Origin of the sequence: Mycobacterium sp. UM_11, from assembly GCF_001414075.1 — a bacterium.
Classification (GTDB): domain Bacteria; phylum Actinomycetota; class Actinomycetes; order Mycobacteriales; family Mycobacteriaceae; genus Mycobacterium.
Genome location: NZ_LATC01000058.1, coordinates 1 through 16557 on the forward strand (window position 1 = coordinate 1; position 16557 = coordinate 16557).

The window sequence follows — 16557 nt, forward strand, 5'->3', positions numbered from 1 at the left end:
CGCGGCAACGCCGGGCGCTGCGGGTCGCCGCAAAAGCCAGCGGCGATCGCAAGCGCGGCAACGCCGGGCGCTGCGGGTCGCCGCAAAAGCTAGGCCTTGACGTAACGGGTGTAGAGGTAACCGGCGTCGTCGGTCAAAACGTGGGCGCAGCGCATCCGGGTGAGCAGCTGGCTGGGGCCGGTCGCGATGCGCCGGGCCAGGCCGCCGACGATGTAGGGCGCGATGGTCAGGCAGAGCTCGTCGAGCAGGTCGCGTTGGATCAGCGAGTCGAGCAGCATCGGTCCGCCCTCGGTCAGGATGCGGCGCATCCCGCGCGCGCCGAGGATCTCCAGCATGGCGGCCTCGTCGACCTCGCCGGGATCGTCGCCGGAGCAGTCGATCACCTCGCACAGGTCGCCGAGCATCTGGCGCGCCGGGGCCGCCGCCGCCGCGCAGGTGAGCACCAGCGGCGGCACCTCGGTGCGGGTGAACACCGCCATGTCGCGGTCGAGGTGCCCGGATTTGGTGACGATCGCCAGTTGCGGAATCTCGCTTTGCCCGCGCGCCTGCCGCTGCTGGCGCTGGGCGACGCTCAGCTGCGCGCCGGAATAGCCCTCGACGCGCACGGTACCCGCGCCGACGACGATGACGTCGGCGAGTTCGCGCAGCAGGTTGAAGACGAACCGGTCGCCGGGACCGCCCATCGTCCCGCTGCTGCCGCCGGAGGTGGCCCCGCCGTCCACGCTGGTGATGAAGTTGGCCCGCACCCAGGTCCCGTCGGGATAGTCGTAGAACCGGGGGAGTTCACCGTCGGTGAGTTCGCGGACCGAGCCGAGCAGCGACAGCGGCGTCTCGGGCAGGGGCATGAGGTTGATTGCAGCACGTCGCTACAGTTCTGGCATGCACGGGTCCCCTTCCGGGCGAGTGGCTCGTCTGGTGGATCGGCACCCGACGGTCTCGCCGGAGCGGCTGATCGCTCAATTACGGCCGCCCCCAACCTTCGCCGATGTGAGCTTCGCGACGTATGAGCCCGACCCGGCCGAGCCGACCCAGGCCGCGGCCGTGGTGGCGTGCCAGGAGTTTTGCCACCAGGCCGTGCAACGCCGCGCGGGCCGGCGAAAGTTGTTGGGCCGGCGGGCGGTGTTGCCCGGCGTCGGGTTGTATCTCGACGGCGGGTTCGGCGTGGGCAAGACGCACCTGCTGGCATCGGCGTATTACCAGCTGCCCGGTGACGGCCCGGAGTCGTCAACTCCCAAGGCGTTCGCGACCTTTGGCGAACTCACGCAGCTGGCCGGGGTGTTCGGTTTCGTCGAATGCATCGACCTGTTGGCCGGCTACACCGCGGTGTGTATCGACGAGTTCGAGCTGGACGACCCAGGCAACACCACGCTGATCTCGCGGCTGCTCTCGTCGCTGGTCGAGCGGGGGGTGTCGGTGGCCGCCACCTCCAACACGCTGCCCGAGCAGCTCGGCGAGGGCCGGTTCGCCGCCCAGGATTTTCTGCGCGAGATCAACACGCTGGCAAGCATTTTCACCACCGTGCGGATTGAGGGACCCGACTACCGCCATCGTGGCCTGCCGCCGGCGCCGCAGCCGCTGTCGGACGACGAGGTGGCCGCGCGCGCCGCCCGGGTCGACGGGGCGACCCTCGACGACTTCGACGCGCTGTGCGCGCACCTGGCCACCATGCACCCGTCGCGGTATCTCACCCTCATCGAGGGCGTCACCGCGGTGTTCTTGACCGGCGTGCACGGCATCGACGACCAGAACGTCGCGCTGCGGCTGGTGGCGCTGACCGATCGGCTGTATGACGCCGGCATCCCGGTGATCGCCTCGGGAGACAAGCTGGACACCGTATTCAGCGACGAGATGCTGGCCGGTGGCTACCGAAAGAAGTACCTGCGGGCCATGTCTCGGCTGCTGGCGCTGACGGTCACCCAAGCGTGAGGCTCATGACGAAATCGTTTTCGCGGGCGGCGCCGACCCGAAAGGTCCTGGTGCCGCTGACCGCGAAGCCGCTCTTGGCGTAGAAGCGTTGGGCGCGTTCGTTTCCCTGGTTGACCCCCAGCCACACGCGGGTCACGCCCCATTCGCCGGCGGTGGCCAGCGCGAGGTCCATCAGCGCCGTCGCCGCCCCGGTGCCGTGGTGCTCGGGTGCGAGGTAGATCTTGGACAGCTCGGCGGTGTCGTCGCCGTCGCGAATCAGCATGGCGTAGCCAATGATTCGCCCGCCGACCTCGGCCGTCAGGATCGCGCGATGCGGGTCGGCCAGGTATTCGGCGAAGCGGGCGGGCGACAGGTTGGCCGCCACGAACGCGGCGATGTTCCCGGGCGCCATCGAGGGCGGGCACGCCAGCGGGAAGGTGCGCGCGGCGACATCGGCAAGTTCTTGAACGTCAACCGAATTCGACGTGACTACGCGTACGGCGCGGGTCAGAGGTTCCACTGCGCGAGGTGGTAGCCCGTCTTCTTGTCCAGCAGGACCACGGTGGAGACGGGATCGCGGTACGCGTCCCAATAGACTTCGCCGCGCACGATCGCGCCGGTCGGAGCGTTGGTGAGCACGTTGTCCAGCGCGTCGGGCGCGTCGGAGGCCCGCGGCTTGTAGGCGTCGGCGAACGGGGTCACGCCGTCGAAGCTGAAGTTGGTCGCCATGATGAACGGATTGGGCACCCGGACCGCGCGGACGACGACGTCGGCGCGCTCAACGCTGCTGCCGGGGAAGCCCCTGAAGGTGCCTTCGCGCGTGTAGCCGAATCCCGGCGGCGGGTCGCACGGTGAGACGCCGGTGACGGTGACGTCGGCGACGTAGGTGCCGGTGTCCACCCGCAGCGTGTCACCGATGTGGCCGATCGGGGCGTCGCCGGCCCACGCGCGGGGCGCGGGGAGCGCGGCGGCGGCGGTGCTGCCCGCCGCGGCGACGAGGAACGCCGACAGAACGACCAGCCAGCGGTGCGTCTTCGCCATGTCTTCGCCTCCTAGGCGCCCTGGAAGGGGATCTTCGAATGATCGCACACGCGGTGAGGGGTGGGGGAGGGGTCGATCACGCCCGCTCAGCCGTCCGCGCGGACGCCGGCGCCGCCGCCGAGCGACTCGAGCGCCGTGATCAGGTCGGCCTCGACCCGGCCCTTGTCCACACCGAGGCGTCGCAGCGGTCCTTCGCCGGACGAGGCGTCCTCCAGCTCGAGCAGCGCCAGCAGCAGATGCTCGGTCCCAATGTAGTTGTGCCCCAACCGAAGTGCCTCGCGAAAGGTGAGCTCGAGCGCCTTGCGGGCTGGGCCGCTGAACGGGATGAGGGCGGGGGTCTCGGCGCCGGGCGGGGGTAGCTGCACGGCGGCGCGCAGCGCCTCGGTGTCGATGTCTTGCCGGCGGAGCAGCACCGTGGCCAACGCGGCCGGATCGCTGAGCACACCGAGCAGCAGGTGATCGGGGGTGATCTCGTCGTTGCCGGCCTCGTGCGCGGCGTTCTGGGCCGCCACCACCGCGCCGCGCGCCCGCGGGGTAAAGCGGCCGAAGCCCTGTTCCGGGTCCAGCGTGGCGGGCTCGGCGCGCGGCACGAATCGCTTCTGCGCGGCCTGTTTGGTGACGCCCATGCTCTTGCCGATGTCGGTCCACGACGCCCCGGACCGGCGCGCCTGATCGACGAAGTGCCCGATCAGATGGTCGGCGACCTCGCCCAGGTGCTCGGCGGCCAGCACGGCGTCGGCCAATTGATCCAGCGCGTCGGTGTGCACCGACTTGATGGCGCTGATCAGCTCGTCGAGGCGGACGGGGTAGGCGATGCGCGTCGGGTCGGACATGGTGTCAACGGTAGGTTGACGACCGCACATAGTCAACCGGAGGTTGACGATTGTTAATAATTGTTTCGCCAGACGCATATTTGTCGGGCCTTCTGCAACGATTTCGAAGTTATGAGGCTCGTTCTGACAATTTCTGGCATTGCGGCCGTAATCGCTCTGGCCGCGCCCGCGCACGCCGACGACACCGACGGCGCCTTCCTCGCGTCCCTGGACCAGGCCGGCTTCACCTATAACGATCCGGGGCAGGTCATCCAGGCGGCCCACTACGTCTGCTCGGCGGCCAGCGGCGGTACGGCGATGCCCGACATCGCGAAGGCGATGACGTCCAAGGCGGCCGCGCTGACCGAGGAGAAGGCGGAGAAGTTCACCGCGATCGCGGCCAGCGCGTACTGCCCGGACGCGATCTCGTCGACCACCACGACGACCGCGACCGCCAGTTCCTGATCGCCTCGCTCCTCGAGATGCGGATCGGCCGCGGCTCTGGAACGATCGGTGAGCCGTGAGGCCATTTCTGATTTCGCTCGCCCTCGCCGCCGCCATCGGCCTGGCCGCTCCCGCGCACGCCGATAGCAGCGACGACACCTTCCTCGGCACGGTGCGCGCCGCCGGCCTGGCCTATTCGGATCCCGAACAGGCCATCACCTCGGGCAAGTCCGTGTGCAAGCTGGTGAGCGAGGGCGCGAATCTGACGGACGTCGTCCGGATGCTCCAGATGCTCAATCGTGGGCTGCAGGGCGACGACGCCACCCGGTTCGCCGCTATCGCCGCCAACTCGTATTGCCCCCAAGCGCTTTCGCCGCCCAGCACCGCCTCCTAGCGGCCGGGCACGGCGGGGAGATTGTGACGCGCTTTTAACATAAGCGCGCACTAACCGTGGGTGAACGAAACGTGTAATCAACAATTCACCCATACCATTTCGGCGACGGACAGCGGCCGCAGTCGAAAGGAAGCAGGGGTTTGGACTTCCTTCAGCAGCAGCTCGTCGAACCCCTGAGCAACATCCTCAATACGCACGTCCTGATCTATTTGCTGATCGGTGGCGGCATCTATTTCACGGTCCGCACCCGCTGCATTCAGGTCCGCTACTTCGGGCGGATGGTTCGCCAACTCGGCAGGGCGCACCGCCAGGATGGCGGAATCTCGTCGTTCCAGGCGTTCTGCGTAGGGCTCGCGTCGCGGGTGGGCACCGGCAACATCGCGGGCGTCGCCATCGCCCTGACCGTCGGCGGGCCCGGTGCGATCTTCTGGATGTGGGTGGTTGCGGCGGTGGGCATGGCCACCGCGGTGATCGAGGCGACCCTGGCCCAGATCTTCAAGGTCCGCTCGGACGACGGCGCCTTCCGCGGCGGCCCCGCGTTCTACATCGAACGCGGGTTGCGTTCGCGCGCAGGCGGTGTCGTGTTCGCCATGCTGCTGGTGATCACGTTCTCCACCGCGTTCAACATGGTGGAGACCAACGCGATCAGCGGGGTGTTGCAGTCGTCGCACGGCATCGGGGTCGGTTGGACCACCCTCGTTCTGGCCGTGCTCGCGGCACCGGTGCTGTTCGGCGGCGTTCGACGGGTCGCGCAATTCGCCGGATCGGTGCTTCCGGTGGTGGCGCTGGTGTACACGCTGCTGGCGCTGGGCATCGTGGCCGTCAACATCACCGAGCTGCCGACGGTGATCAAGGAGATCATCGGCGGGGCGTTCGGAATCCGCCAAATGGCAGGGGGTTTCGCGGGCGGCGTGCTGGCCGCGATGGTCACCGGCGTCAAGCGGGGCCTATTCGCCTGCGAGGCCGGGATGGGCAGCTCGCCCAACATCGCGGGCGCCGCGACCGTGGCACATCCGGTGGAGCAGGGGCTGATTCAGTCGCTCGCCGTGTTCGTCGACACGATGGTGATCTGCACGGCGACGGCATTCATCGTGCTGCTGTCGGGTCCCGAGACTTACAACCCGGCCCGCTTGGGGGCGGTCGCCGGGGCGAGCCTGACGGAGTCAGCGGTCGCGGCCGACCTCGGCTCGTGGACCACGGTGTTGATGACCGCGGTGGTGTTCGTCTTCGCGTTCGCCTCGGTGCTGAGCAATTACGTGGTGGCCGAGGCCAACTTGTTCTACCTGGGTGGCCGGCGCCTGGCGGCCAACGTGCTGAAGGTGGTCACGCTGCTGTCCATCGTCTTCGGGGCCCTGGCCAAGCTGACGCTGGTTTGGGCGCTTGCCGATTTGACGATGGCGGTGATGGCCATCGCGAACCTGCTCACCATCTGCCTGCTCGGCAAGTGGGCGTTCGCGGCGCTCAAGGATTACCACCGGCAGTTCGTGCAAGGCTTGATGCCGGTTTTCATCGCCAGCGAGGCCGGCCTGCCCGGTGTTCTCGACGGCGACATCTGGGAACGCGCGGGGCGCCGGCAGGTCGGCGCGCTGCCCGAGTCCTTGACCCTGCACCGGCCGGCGCTGCGGCCCTCCCGGGCGCCGGCGGCGTAACCCGGCGAGAGTTCACCCGCCGTTCGCCCACCAAGGTGCCATTCGCCAACGGGTCTGCGACAATCGCTGCGTTATGCGATTTCTACTGGTTTCGGCGAGCGTCGCCGCGGCGATCGGCCTGGCCGTCCCCGCGCATGCCGACGTCAACAACGATCAGGATTTCCTCACCGACCTGCGGGACGCCGGCCTCACCTATCAAGACGGGGGCAACGCGATCACCATCGCGAAGTCGGTGTGCGACCTGCTCGACGACGGCCAGTCATCCGCGGAAATCGTGACGCAGCTGCGCAATCAGAACCCCGCTTTTCAGGGAGCCAGCGCGGCCAAGTTCACCTACCTGGCGGCGGCGCATTACTGCCCGAAGTACGTGACCGGCGAGGACCGCGGCCCGAAGCCGGACGGGCAACCCGGGAACTGACCTCGCTCAGGCGGCCCTCGCGGTCCAGGTGAAGTTGTGCATGTCGGGTATCCGCGGTGCCAGGGCTTCGGCGACGAGGCGACCGATTCGATCGGCCGCCGCCAGGGGAGTCTGCGGATCGAGAAATCCTTCCACCTCCACGCGCAATGTCCGGCCGGTCCATCGGGCCCTGGCGTGCGCGTGCGTGACGCCCGGCACCGTGGCCGCGACGGCCTCGGCGGTCGTGATGATCTCGGGGTCGACTCCGTCGAGTAGCCGGTGCGCGATGTCGGAGGTCACCTCCCAGCCGACGTGGCAGATGAAACCGGTGACGACGATCCCGGCGACCGCGTCCGCCCAGCCCCAGCCGAGCGCAACACCGATCAGGCCCAGCATCGCCCCCGCCGACGACAACGCGTCCAGCCACGAATGTTTGGCGTCGGCCACCATGGTCGCCGAGCGAATCCGCCTGCCCACCACCAACTTGTAGCGGGCCACCAGCTGGTTGCCCGCGATCCCCACGAGCGCGGCGGCGATGCCCCAGCCCACGTACCCGGTGCCGCCGTGCCGGAGCAGCTTGTTGACGCTTTCGAAGGCGGCGACGGCGGCGCTGCCCCAAATCACCAGTGCCACACCGATTCCGGCGAGGTCTTCGGCGCGTTCGTAACCGTAGGGATACCGTTCGGTGGGAACTTTGCGCGACGCCCGAAACCCGACGAACACCAGGACACTGGTGGAAACGTCGGACAGGTTGTGCAGCGCGTCGCCGAGCAACGCCACCGAACCGGAGAGCAGCGCGATGGCCAGTTCGACGAGCCCGGTCAGCGCCAGTCCGACGGCGCTGACGGCCACGGCCCGGTTGGCCTGCCGGCGCTCGGCCGCGTCATCGGTGCCGGTGTCCAGGGGAAAACTTGCCGCGGGGTCACGGACGCCTTTGACGATGTGCATACCGCAAGCATGCCCCCGTCGGGCGCCGGCGCCCAAGCCGATTACGCGCCCGCCCAGCGCTCGGGCCATCGCCCGCAACGCCGCGCCCGCGTCCGGCCCCTCTCCGTTGAATGCCGCGCCGCTTCACCCAAACAATGGCACCCGTTTAAATTGCATCTCCGTTAATTGAACCAAGGCGCCGGCCGCCCCGGTGGGTCCGGATTCGAGTTTGCTCGATTGCCGAGCGCCGAAGCGTCAGTTGTGCGAAAGTTGCCTCAGCGTTATTGATTAGCGCATCGATAGACAGTCACGATTCGGTCTTCGGACCCGCAGCCGACTGAGGAGACACCGATGAAGAAATTGACACTGCTGACCGGCGCCGTTGCTGCGACCGTGGCGAGCGCGGCGGCCGTCGCGATCCCGGTTGCGAGCGCGGACTCGACGGACGACGTTTTCCTGCAGGCGCTCGTACAGCAGGGCATCACCCTTTCCGGCCTGTCGAACCAAACGATCGTCAACGCCGGGCATGGAGTTTGCCAGGACTGGGCCAATGGCGCGACTTTGGCGCAGACCTTGTCCGATGTAAAGAGCGCGCTCTCATTGTCCGACCACAATTCCGGCTACTTCATCGGCGCCGCGACGCAGTCGTACTGCCCGCAGTACGTCAGCAAAGCCACCCAGAGCTGACCGAAGTTTCCGCGGTCAGTTGGCCTGGCCGCGGCGAGGGGTGTCCTCGCCCGCCGGGCGAGACCGCCTCGGGAGCACCATGAACATCACCGGGAACCGCAGCATCGCCTCGCGGTGGGAGATTTCGAGAAACACCGTCTCCATTTGCAGGTTCCGTATCGGACGCCTGTCCATCATCAGCCGCGTCCGCAGGTGACGCGGGGTTTGTAGCCACTCGACCAAATTCATGCCCGCGACTCTACCCGCCCGACGAAAATCATTGCGCTGCAGACGAATTAGACGACCGGTGATCAATGATGGTGCTGGGCATCGAAAAAATGGTTGTCGGTGACAGAACCGCGCGGCCGGGCCCACTCCGGGTCGAGGATCGCCGGCGTGTGCGGGCCGACGGTGATCGGGGCCAGCCCCGGAATCCGAAGCTGGAGGCCGCCCACCTGGCTGCGATGTCCCGCCGTCAGCCCGTCGGCCTCCAACGCCTCGCCGTGGCCGGAGACGATGTCGGCCATGGCGTGCAGCGCCTCGCTGCCCGGGTGGTAGTAGTGCGAATGGTCGAGGGGGTCGATGCCGTCCGAGCCGGGCACCTCGGCGCGAAAGCGCACCGATCCAAAGCCGTCGGTGGCGGGGTCGGCGCCCAACCCCGGGTCGCTGCCCGCAACCTGACCGACGATGTCTCCGCCGAAGAAATGGTTGCTCAGCCCGTCGAGTTGCCCGAGCATCCCGACCGGGTCGGTCGAGGCGTCCCCGACGAACACATGGCCGCCATCCAGGTGAAAATCCCTGGCGCTGTTGGCCGCGTCGGTGCCCGGACAACCAAGCAGCACAGCGTCATTGGCGTGCATGCCGTGCAGGGCGAAGGCATCGGCCACCGTCGTCGCACCGTAGGAGTGACCTAGCACGGTGACGTGCTGCCCGGTGCCGAGGTGAGTGGTCCACAGCCCGTTGACATCTCGCGCGAGCGCCGCGCCGCCCGCCCGGGCGAGTTTGGGCGTGGAGATGCGCTCGACGTCGGAGAAGTCGTCGGGGGTGTCGTAGCCCATCCACGCGATCACCGCGGTCAGTTTGCCCGGGTCGGCGGCGTTGGCCTGAGCGAACAGGTTGATGGCGTCGTCGTGCGCGTCGCGCAGCCAGCCGCCCCGCACGCTGCTGCCGGTGCCCGGCACGATCACGGCGGTATTGCGCGCGGTGTCCGGATTGCCGATTGCGATTGCGGCGCGCCCCTTGCCGCCGAACGCCAACGGGTCGTAGGTGAACAGATAAGTCGGGTTGGGTTCGTCGACTGCGTCGTGGTCGAGGCCTTGTTTGGTCTCGTTGGCGTTCCGATAGCGGGTGACGTCGGTGGCCGATAGCCCGAATCGCGCCGGATCACGCATCACATCGGCGACGGACGTTCCGGCGCGGGCGGCGATGTCGCGCACCCGGTCGAGGTCCCGGGTCATCGCGGCGATGTTGGCGTTACTGCGTGCGGGGACCGGCACGCCGTTGAGATTGCCGATGCGGTCCGGGTTTTCGTCGATCAACCACTGCCGCCGCTCGGGCGTCAGTGACGTCCACCAGCGATGCACGTCCGCGGCGTCGGTGCCCGGTGGCGGGACTTGGTCGAACCCAACGCCTTTCGGCAAGGGCTCCGGTTCGGATCCGTCCGCTCCCAAGTTGTTCACCGCGTCCCGCAACGTGGCCGAGTAGCCGGCGCGCAGCGACCGCAGCGAAGTAAGCGCGGCAGTGGTGTCGCTGACGGCGTCGTCTTCGCAGGCGCGAACGAGCGCGTCGAGGGCGTCGTTGTCGGCCGCGCCGAGGTGGGCGGTTTTCTCCATTTCGATGGCCCGCCCGATCACGTCGTCGAGGTGGTGCAGCCGGGCGTCCAGGGTGGCCATCTCGCCGGTTGCCGTCTTCTGCGCCTCGGCCAAGGTGGCGGCGATGTTCTCCAGGTCGACCGCGATGCTGGGTAATCGCAGCGACTGGGCGCCGAGGGCTCTGGTCACCCGCCGCACTTCGGTGGAGTCATTGATTGGATGATCGCCGTTCGGGTGGTCCCAGGCCGCGTCGAACCGCTTGCGCGCTTGTTCGAAGGCGGCATTCGCCTCGCGGGTGCAGCGGGCCGCCCGACGAAAAGCCTCGGCGAGATTTGAAATCTGGCGCGGGCTACCGGCCTGCAGGCTCTGGTTGATCGCCCAGGGATCACCGCCGGCTTCGGCGACCAGCGCCGCGATGCTCACGCACCGCAGCTGCATCGCCCCGCCAGCGGTTTCGCGGCGTCGCGGCCACTCATGCCGGCGAACTTAACACTCACCGCCGCGTTGCGCCGTCACCCCGAGCCCCGGTTGGGGACAGGCCTTCGTGGGCCGATTGGCAGGAATTCTCAAGGTCTTTGACACGGCGGGACGACTAGAATTCCGTAATGTGAACGCGCAGGCCGACGGCTAGCGATCATCGCTTTGTGAGTGGCGATGAAGAAGCCGGCAGCGATATGTGTAGCCGTTGGGGCTTTGATGCTCGGCGGGGCCACCGCCCGCGCCGACCCCCCGTCACCGGGTCCCACCCCGCCGCCCTTCGGGCCGAAATGTTTGACGTTCGACGGTCCGCAGTTGAACTGGCTGCCGTGCGGCTGGACGACGGATGGGCGGCGATGGACACCGCCTCCGCCCCCGCCGCCCCCGCCGTAACCGTTACGCCCGCTCACTTCAAGACGTAGTCCGCAGCCTTGTAGGCCTCCGCTCCCATGATCCGGCCGAGCGCGGTGTAGGCGGCGAACTGCCCTTCGTTGAACCATTGGTCTGATGTCGGGTCGTGGGGGAAGACGACGTTCGACGCGGCATAGGTCAAGAGCCACTGCGGACACGTTTCGCTGAGAACGGCTTTCGCGTAGATCAGCACGCCCTTGCGGTCATCCTTCGCAAGACCCGAGGCGGCCGGGTAGGTGATGGTGGCCACCGCGACCGTCTTCTTGGTGACGCGGTCTTTCAGGCTTTCCAACGCCTTGTCTTCTGGAAGCGTGCCCGAGCCCGGGGCGAGGTAAGTCAACGGGTAATCGGCCGAGTCGAACGTGATCGTCACGCCCAGCTCGTATTTGGCCAACCGGATCGCGTCGGCCAGCCCACTGAGCAACGGGGGAGTGTCGCCGCCGCCGTCGAAGCAGAAGATCAGTCGGCTGCGACGACGCAGTGCCTCGACAAGTCCCAGGTTTTCGTAGTGGCCGCCGTCGCTGATCTGCACCAAGCGCGCGTCGTTGTAGTTGAACCCGAACAGTTCTCGGTAGAAGTAGCCGGCGCCACGGATGGTGGGTAGCCACTTCGGCCACGGCCTCCGGTTCTCCTTCTCGTCGCCGCCGGTCCCGTCCTCGGCGTTTTTGAGGCTGGCGACGAAGTTGGGGTTGGGCAACCAGGTCCCCAGTCGGGCGCCCGAGACGGCCAGCAGCTTTTCGAATCCCTTCTGTTGGCGGCCCATCGCCGAGGCGAAGGCGGCGCCGCTCACCGCGACCGCGGCCACCACCGTCAGATCGCGCTTGATGCGTGGTGGCGCGATAGCGAAGAGGGTGGGGGTGTGCAACCATCCCAGCTCGGGGCCGCCGATGTGGTCACCGCTGAGCACGTAGGAAACCGCATTCAGTCCCGGCGCCGGCTTTCCGTCGCCGGTGATGGTGGCCGCGGCGGCGAAAATGAATCGGGGCCCTCGGTCGCCCGGCACCTGGCCATAGTCGGGCAACCACGTCCACTCGATCTCCTCGTAGCGTTTCGCCCGCCAACCACCGCCCGGCGCGCGGACGCGACGCACGGCGAAGGTGCGGGCGAGGCGGCGCCGGTAGAAGGGATGCAAGCTCACCGAGGTGACGTCCACAACGCCGATCCACAAAATGGTGACGACCAATGCCCCGACGAACCACACGTTGGGCACGTATCGAGAGCCCCCCTCCACCCCGTCCGCGGTGACAGTGCGGAAGACGGCCGCGGCGAAGACGCCGAGGGTGGTCAGCCACGCGATCAGTAGGACGGCGAGTGTGACGGTCACCAGGATCGTCGGGACAATGCCGGGCGGCAGCAACCGTTTCCAAGTCGAAAGCTTCGCCGCCTCTTCGGAGAGGGCGGTGCGTTTCTTCCACGCCATCGCGACCACCGCGGCCAGATAGTTCAGGCCCACCACGCCCGAGAAGGTCGCCGCCGCGGCGCCCGGATTGTCGGAGGCGTGCAGACTCAACGTCGAGCACAGCCGCATCAGAACGGGCAAACCGACGGCGACCGCCAGCACCACCAACCCGAACACCGCGCTGCCAACCGCGAGCCGCTGCATTCGCATCTTCCAGGTCTCGCCCCCCTCTTGCCAGCTGAGCAATTCGATGACGATCGCCACGGTGGTGAAAATTACTGCCGAGGCCGCGAAGAACCCGACTGCATACCACGACGCGGGATGGCTGATCAGGCAAAGGGAATAACCCCGGGGCAGGCGCTTGAGTCCCTCGTTGACAAGCGGATTCGGCACGGGAACGATGGCCGTGAACGAGAATTGCGGCCGGGCCAGCAGATAGCCGAACACCCATCCCATCAGGATGGGAAGGGTGAAGAGGATGGTTAGGGATGCCAGCAGGTTCTTGAGCACCTCGGCCAGCGCCCTGATCAAGTCGGCCGGGGAGTCCGCGATATAACTGGAGCCCCTGCGGAAATGGTCGAACTCGACCGACCCGTCCTCGAATCGCTGGGAAATCAAGGGGCTTTCGGGGTCGCTCTGCAGGGCGAGCAGTCGGGCGCCCGCGGTGTATCCGCCCCCGGACACCGAAATGATGTAGTCCACGGTGTCGACCAGTTTCGGCTCGACGCCCTTGCCGAATCGCTGCGGATCGTCGCGCGTCTTGAGTTTGTCCTCGGTGGAAAACACCTGCAGCGCCCCCATCGCCACGCAGGCCGACCGCACCCCGCCGCCGGAAAGGCAAATGGCTTGTACCCGTTCCTCTTTCCGGCGGTCGAGCACGTCGTTGGCGCCCGGCACGCTGTACGCCTCGACCCAGCTCCACTCGTCCTCGGTGACAAGCGGTGTGGTCGTGCCCGGCGACCGCACGCCCGTTTGCTCCTTCGGAATCAACACGCGATCCCACCACGCGGTGGCGGCGTCCTCGGCCGACGTGAGCCGCCCGTACCTGCACCATGCGGCCGCCTGGCGGAAAAGGATCCCCACCGTCGTGGGTATGCCCAGGAGCGCTATCAGCAGGGCGCACCATTTGACGGTCGCCGCCGCGGACGTCGCATTGATCAAGATCGTGGACTTCTGGTTATGCACCGTGAGGTAAAGCAGCCCATCCTCGGCGAGGTCGGCGAGGGCCGTAAGCACCACGGCCGCAACGACGTACCCCGCCACCAGCCGGCCGGTCACGGAGGCGGCCCGGGTCCGGAAGTAGCACGCGAAACCGCCGAGCACCAATACGTAACCGAGGATGACGAAGAGGTCCGCGCTGACGTAGGCGGGAATCCGATCGGCGACGCCCGGCACGCCTTTTCGGTCGCCGTAGATATAGCGCGCGATGTGGGGCACGCAGGTGTGCGGCAGAGCCAACAGCGCGATCGCCGAGCCGCCCGCGATCGCCAGAACCACTAACACCCTTTGGGCCGCGCGATGAGAAATGAAGCTCTCGGTTTTCGGCATCGTCTACCTCGTTAACCGGGTCCTGTCTCAGCGCATGGTAATTAAGCCCAGACACCGATGTAGCGCAACGGCGGAATTGCTCCCGCGAGTTTCTTATAGCCGTTTCGGCGACAAAGGCTTTGGCGCTGGTGTAGCGTGCCGATCAATTTCATAGCGACGTGGCAGAAAGACCGAGCAATGAAAGCAGCAATCGCGGCCGCGACCGTAGCCGTTTTTGCGTTAGGTCTGCCCAGCGCCGCGCCCGCTCACGCCGCAACGACCGCCACCGTGAAAGCGCAGTCCACCCCGCGCATGAACGGCTCCACCTTGAAGTCGGGCCAAGACGGCGTCTACAACGCCGGCCAGGTCCTGACGCTGGTCTGTCACAGCGCGGGCGACCCGGTGAAGGGGTTTTTCAGCTACCAAATCGCCAACGACGGCTGGGATAGCCTCTGGTACAAGACAACTGACGGCCACTACGTCGCCGATGTCGACATCGACACGCGCACCCTCGACGCGCTGGGACCCGACTGCGGCGGCGTCGGGGCGGCGCCCGCCGCGACAACCGGCGAGGACAAGGCGGCTCATGCCATGGCGTGGGCGCGCGGACAGATGGCCGCGGATCCCGATAACACGGTGCAGTGCGAGGCGTTCGTCGAGCAGGCCTACAACCACACGTTCAGATACCCGTCGGCGATGGATGCCTTCAACGACTTCAATCGCAAAGGGCTGATCCACCCGAACGCCGACAACATCCCGGAGGGAGCGCTCGTGTTCACCAGCAACCCGGGATTCGACCACGGCACCGGTCACGTGATGCTCAGCGAGGGCAACGGCCAGTACCTCACCGCCAACTACTTCCAACCCCCGCACATCCGCGAAATACGGCCGAGCCCCACCGATTCGCAAAACATCTTTCTCGGTTGGGCGTTCGCGCCGTAGTCGAGGCGCGGCGTCGGCGTTCGCCGGCATCTGTGGTACTCACGACCACATGAACAATCCTTCGCCGGGCCCGGGTTGGTGGCTGGCCTCCGATGGCAAGTGGTACCCCCAGCAGTGGGAGTACACGTGGGATTACCTGGAGGGCGACACCGCCATGGAGGAGATGAAGCAGAAGGCGGACGAACTCGGCCGCCAGGGGTGGGAAATGGTGGGACTCGATGCCGACCACCGCGGGGCCTTCTCCGTCGCGTGCTTCTTCAAGCGGCCGCTTGCGCCGTAAGCCGCGCTCATAGCTGGGCCGCCCCTTCGAGCGCCGCTGCCCGAGTCCGGCCGGACATTCGGTGAGACGTGACCGGCGCAAGTGGGTAAACAACGCTGTAACGCGCCGGGCGCGTCGGTAATGCAATCAATTGAAAGGCGGCATCAGATGGCTCGTGACGAGGGCGGCCGGTGGGACGTCGGCATCAAGGACGACGCGGTTTTTGTGCAGCGCGTCTCGGAGGCCGACGAGCAACTATTCATCGATTCGTTGGACTCTGATGAGGCTCGCAAATTGGCTGAGCTCTTGACGAAGTACGCGGACAAGCTGGACAACTCCGATCAGGACGAGGACGAGAAGAAGGACAAGAAGGACAAGGACAAGAAGGACAAGAAGGACAAGGACGACAAGAAGGACAAAGACGACAAGAAGGACAAGGACAAGAAGGACAAGGACGACAAAGACGAAGAAAAGGACAAAGACGAGGACGACAGCGACGACGAGGACGACGAGGACGAGAAGGACGACGACAAGGACGACAAGGACGACGACTGAGTCCACCCGCGCTTCGCCGGTTGGCTACGAACTAATTTGGCCCACCGAGTCGTCGGCCAACGCCGCGCTTAGCCGGCGGGTCACGGAAGCGAGTTGTGCCCCCATCCGGGTGACCGCCTCGCCGCTCATCGGTTCGGCGCTGGGGACCAGGCTGATCATCAGCGCGATGCGGGACCCGGGCTCGAGGATCGGGGAGTCGATGTGGCTCACTTCGTACGTGCGCTCCGGCGCCAGGCTGACGGGGAACCACTCTTCCTGATGGATCAGTTCGTCGGTCAAGGCCTGCGCGAGTTGGCTCAGCCGCGTTGAACGGACTTCGGCGCTGCGCACGATCAGCGCCAATTCCTGCAGCCGTAGATCGGGCAGCAGGTGCAGACCGACCGCGTAGCCCCGCTCCCGGGCCGTGGTGATGGCTTGGCGGTAGCGGTCGCGCACATCCGCGGGCAGCGCGGCCAGCCAGCGCTCCCGGGCCTCCGGCGCGGACCAGGCGACGGTCGACGCCCCATACGGCGGGCGGTGCGGGAACTGGGTGCCGATGGGCATCGGGTGCCCGCCGCCGTGCCGGCTTCGGACCTGATCGACGACGGTGGAGTAGTCCTCGCTCACCGAGAAGGCCACGCAGTGGGCGCCCGTCGCGGCCGACAGTTCGGCCATCGCCGAGCGGGCCAACACCAGGGCGGGGTAGCGCGCCGCCGCCTCTCGGCCGAGGCGGACCAGAGCGGGACCGAGGTGGTAGGTCTTGCGGACCGGGTCGCGCAGCAGCCAACCGGCGCGCAGCAGTTCGGAAAGCATCGAGTGGCAGCTGGCCTTGTGCACGCTCAGGTGGCGCGAAACCTCGGCCAACGTCAACCCGCGGCTCGCGTCGCCCGCCAGCTGCTCGAACAGGTTCACCACCCGCTCGGTCTGCGGAGAAGGGCGCGGCGCCATGGGCGCAATGGTCG

The 16557-nt window shown here is 67.1% G+C and carries 18 protein-coding genes; 9 read left to right on the plus strand and 9 right to left on the minus strand.

Going from position 1 to position 16557, the window contains the following annotated elements; translation table 11 throughout:
• Positions 1 to 89: 89 nt before the first annotated feature.
• Positions 90 to 845, minus strand: a complete 756-nt coding sequence (locus WU80_RS15460) for a pyrimidine reductase family protein (protein ID WP_055403582.1) — start codon at positions 843 to 845, stop codon at positions 90 to 92.
• Between WU80_RS15460 and zapE the strand changes: the two genes are divergently transcribed.
• The gene (zapE, locus tag WU80_RS15465) at positions 844 to 1926 is read left to right on the plus strand and encodes a cell division protein ZapE (protein WP_156349572.1); all 1083 of its coding nucleotides are present in this window, start codon (positions 844 to 846) and stop codon (positions 1924 to 1926) included. The two genes, WU80_RS15460 and zapE, sit on opposite strands and share 2 nt — an antisense overlap.
• Here zapE and WU80_RS15470 read toward each other — a convergent pair.
• From WU80_RS15470 to WU80_RS15480, 3 genes are all read right to left on the minus strand, one after another.
• Positions 1913 to 2425: an N-acetyltransferase gene (locus tag WU80_RS15470; RefSeq protein WP_055403584.1), complete on the minus strand. Its 513-nt coding sequence runs from the start codon at positions 2423 to 2425 to the stop codon at positions 1913 to 1915. The two genes, zapE and WU80_RS15470, sit on opposite strands and share 14 nt — an antisense overlap.
• The gene (locus tag WU80_RS15475; RefSeq protein WP_055403585.1) at positions 2413 to 2946 is read right to left on the minus strand and encodes a hypothetical protein; all 534 of its coding nucleotides are present in this window, start codon (positions 2944 to 2946) and stop codon (positions 2413 to 2415) included. The genes WU80_RS15470 and WU80_RS15475 overlap by 13 nt, the downstream gene beginning before the upstream one ends.
• An 86-nt stretch (positions 2947 to 3032) precedes the next feature.
• Positions 3033 to 3779 carry a Clp protease N-terminal domain-containing protein gene (locus WU80_RS15480; RefSeq protein WP_055403586.1) on the minus strand — a complete coding sequence of 249 codons (747 nt, stop codon included), beginning with the start codon at positions 3777 to 3779 and terminating at the stop codon, positions 3033 to 3035.
• Positions 3780 to 3890: 111 nt separating this feature from the next.
• Between WU80_RS15480 and WU80_RS15485 the strand changes: the two genes are divergently transcribed.
• The 4 genes from WU80_RS15485 to WU80_RS15500 all read left to right on the plus strand — a co-directional run bounded on the left by WU80_RS15485 (position 3891) and on the right by WU80_RS15500 (position 6663).
• The gene (locus WU80_RS15485; protein WP_055403587.1) at positions 3891 to 4223 is read left to right on the plus strand and encodes a DUF732 domain-containing protein; all 333 of its coding nucleotides are present in this window, start codon (positions 3891 to 3893) and stop codon (positions 4221 to 4223) included.
• Positions 4224 to 4278: 55 nt separating this feature from the next.
• Positions 4279 to 4596, plus strand: a complete 318-nt coding sequence (locus WU80_RS15490; RefSeq protein ID WP_067815466.1) for a DUF732 domain-containing protein — start codon at positions 4279 to 4281, stop codon at positions 4594 to 4596.
• 140 nt (positions 4597 to 4736) lie between these two features.
• The gene (locus WU80_RS15495; protein WP_055403588.1) at positions 4737 to 6245 is read left to right on the plus strand and encodes a sodium:alanine symporter family protein; all 1509 of its coding nucleotides are present in this window, start codon (positions 4737 to 4739) and stop codon (positions 6243 to 6245) included.
• Positions 6246 to 6318: 73 nt separating this feature from the next.
• On the plus strand, positions 6319 to 6663 hold the full coding sequence (locus WU80_RS15500) for a DUF732 domain-containing protein (RefSeq protein WP_055403589.1): 345 nt from the start codon (positions 6319 to 6321) through the stop codon (positions 6661 to 6663).
• A gap of 6 nt (positions 6664 to 6669) precedes the next feature.
• Here WU80_RS15500 and WU80_RS15505 read toward each other — a convergent pair whose 3' ends face one another.
• Positions 6670 to 7590, minus strand: a complete 921-nt coding sequence (locus WU80_RS15505) for a cation diffusion facilitator family transporter (RefSeq protein WP_055403590.1) — start codon at positions 7588 to 7590, stop codon at positions 6670 to 6672.
• Between the two features lie 330 nt (positions 7591 to 7920).
• Between WU80_RS15505 and WU80_RS25485 the strand changes: the two genes are divergently transcribed.
• Positions 7921 to 8256, plus strand: a complete 336-nt coding sequence (locus WU80_RS25485) for a DUF732 domain-containing protein (protein ID WP_082459873.1) — start codon at positions 7921 to 7923, stop codon at positions 8254 to 8256.
• Positions 8257 to 8271: 15 nt separating this feature from the next.
• Here the strand turns inward: WU80_RS25485 and WU80_RS15515 are convergent, their stop codons facing one another.
• The 3 genes from WU80_RS15515 to WU80_RS15525 all read right to left on the minus strand — a co-directional run bounded on the left by WU80_RS15515 (position 8272) and on the right by WU80_RS15525 (position 13830).
• Positions 8272 to 8484: a hypothetical protein gene (locus WU80_RS15515; protein WP_055403591.1), complete on the minus strand. Its 213-nt coding sequence runs from the start codon at positions 8482 to 8484 to the stop codon at positions 8272 to 8274.
• 62 nt (positions 8485 to 8546) lie between these two features.
• Entirely contained in the window at positions 8547 to 10484 is a 1938-nt protein-coding gene (locus WU80_RS15520) for an alpha/beta hydrolase (RefSeq protein WP_055403592.1), read from the minus strand.
• Between the two features lie 445 nt (positions 10485 to 10929).
• Positions 10930 to 13830: a hypothetical protein gene (locus WU80_RS15525; protein ID WP_055403593.1), complete on the minus strand. Its 2901-nt coding sequence runs from the start codon at positions 13828 to 13830 to the stop codon at positions 10930 to 10932.
• A 318-nt stretch (positions 13831 to 14148) separates the two neighbouring features.
• Here WU80_RS15525 and WU80_RS15530 point away from each other — a divergent pair, with 318 nt between their 5' ends.
• The 3 genes from WU80_RS15530 (at position 14149) to WU80_RS15540 (ending at position 15616) form a co-directional block, all read left to right on the plus strand.
• Positions 14149 to 14802: a hypothetical protein gene (locus tag WU80_RS15530; protein WP_156349574.1), complete on the plus strand. Its 654-nt coding sequence runs from the start codon at positions 14149 to 14151 to the stop codon at positions 14800 to 14802.
• Positions 14803 to 14851: 49 nt separating this feature from the next.
• Entirely contained in the window at positions 14852 to 15082 is a 231-nt protein-coding gene (locus WU80_RS15535; RefSeq protein WP_055403595.1) for a hypothetical protein, read from the plus strand.
• Between the two features lie 147 nt (positions 15083 to 15229).
• Positions 15230 to 15616, plus strand: a complete 387-nt coding sequence (locus tag WU80_RS15540; protein ID WP_082459875.1) for a hypothetical protein — start codon at positions 15230 to 15232, stop codon at positions 15614 to 15616.
• A gap of 24 nt (positions 15617 to 15640) precedes the next feature.
• Here WU80_RS15540 and WU80_RS15545 read toward each other — a convergent pair whose 3' ends face one another.
• Entirely contained in the window at positions 15641 to 16543 is a 903-nt protein-coding gene (locus WU80_RS15545; protein WP_055403596.1) for an IclR family transcriptional regulator, read from the minus strand.
• Between the last annotated feature and the right edge of the window lie 14 nt (positions 16544 to 16557).

Excerpts from the sequence above, each read along its gene's own strand:
- zapE (WP_156349572.1), top strand. The coding sequence starts at position 844 with ATGAGGTTGATTGCAGCACGTCGCTACAGTTCTGGCATGCACGGGTCC.
- WU80_RS15460 (WP_055403582.1), bottom strand. The coding sequence starts at position 845 with ATGCCCCTGCCCGAGACGCCGCTGTCGCTGCTCGGCTCGGTCCGCGAA.
- WU80_RS15475 (WP_055403585.1), bottom strand. The coding sequence starts at position 2,946 with ATGGCGAAGACGCACCGCTGGCTGGTCGTTCTGTCGGCGTTCCTCGTC.
- WU80_RS15480 (WP_055403586.1), bottom strand. The coding sequence starts at position 3,779 with ATGTCCGACCCGACGCGCATCGCCTACCCCGTCCGCCTCGACGAGCTG.
- WU80_RS15485 (WP_055403587.1), top strand. The coding sequence starts at position 3,891 with ATGAGGCTCGTTCTGACAATTTCTGGCATTGCGGCCGTAATCGCTCTG.
- WU80_RS15500 (WP_055403589.1), top strand. The coding sequence starts at position 6,319 with ATGCGATTTCTACTGGTTTCGGCGAGCGTCGCCGCGGCGATCGGCCTG.
- WU80_RS15505 (WP_055403590.1), bottom strand. The coding sequence starts at position 7,590 with ATGCACATCGTCAAAGGCGTCCGTGACCCCGCGGCAAGTTTTCCCCTG.
- WU80_RS25485 (WP_082459873.1), top strand. The coding sequence starts at position 7,921 with ATGAAGAAATTGACACTGCTGACCGGCGCCGTTGCTGCGACCGTGGCG.
- WU80_RS15515 (WP_055403591.1), bottom strand. The coding sequence starts at position 8,484 with ATGAATTTGGTCGAGTGGCTACAAACCCCGCGTCACCTGCGGACGCGG.
- WU80_RS15520 (WP_055403592.1), bottom strand. The coding sequence starts at position 10,484 with ATGCAGCTGCGGTGCGTGAGCATCGCGGCGCTGGTCGCCGAAGCCGGC.
- WU80_RS15535 (WP_055403595.1), top strand. The coding sequence starts at position 14,852 with ATGAACAATCCTTCGCCGGGCCCGGGTTGGTGGCTGGCCTCCGATGGC.
- WU80_RS15540 (WP_082459875.1), top strand. The coding sequence starts at position 15,230 with ATGGCTCGTGACGAGGGCGGCCGGTGGGACGTCGGCATCAAGGACGAC.
- WU80_RS15545 (WP_055403596.1), bottom strand. The coding sequence starts at position 16,543 with ATGGCGCCGCGCCCTTCTCCGCAGACCGAGCGGGTGGTGAACCTGTTC.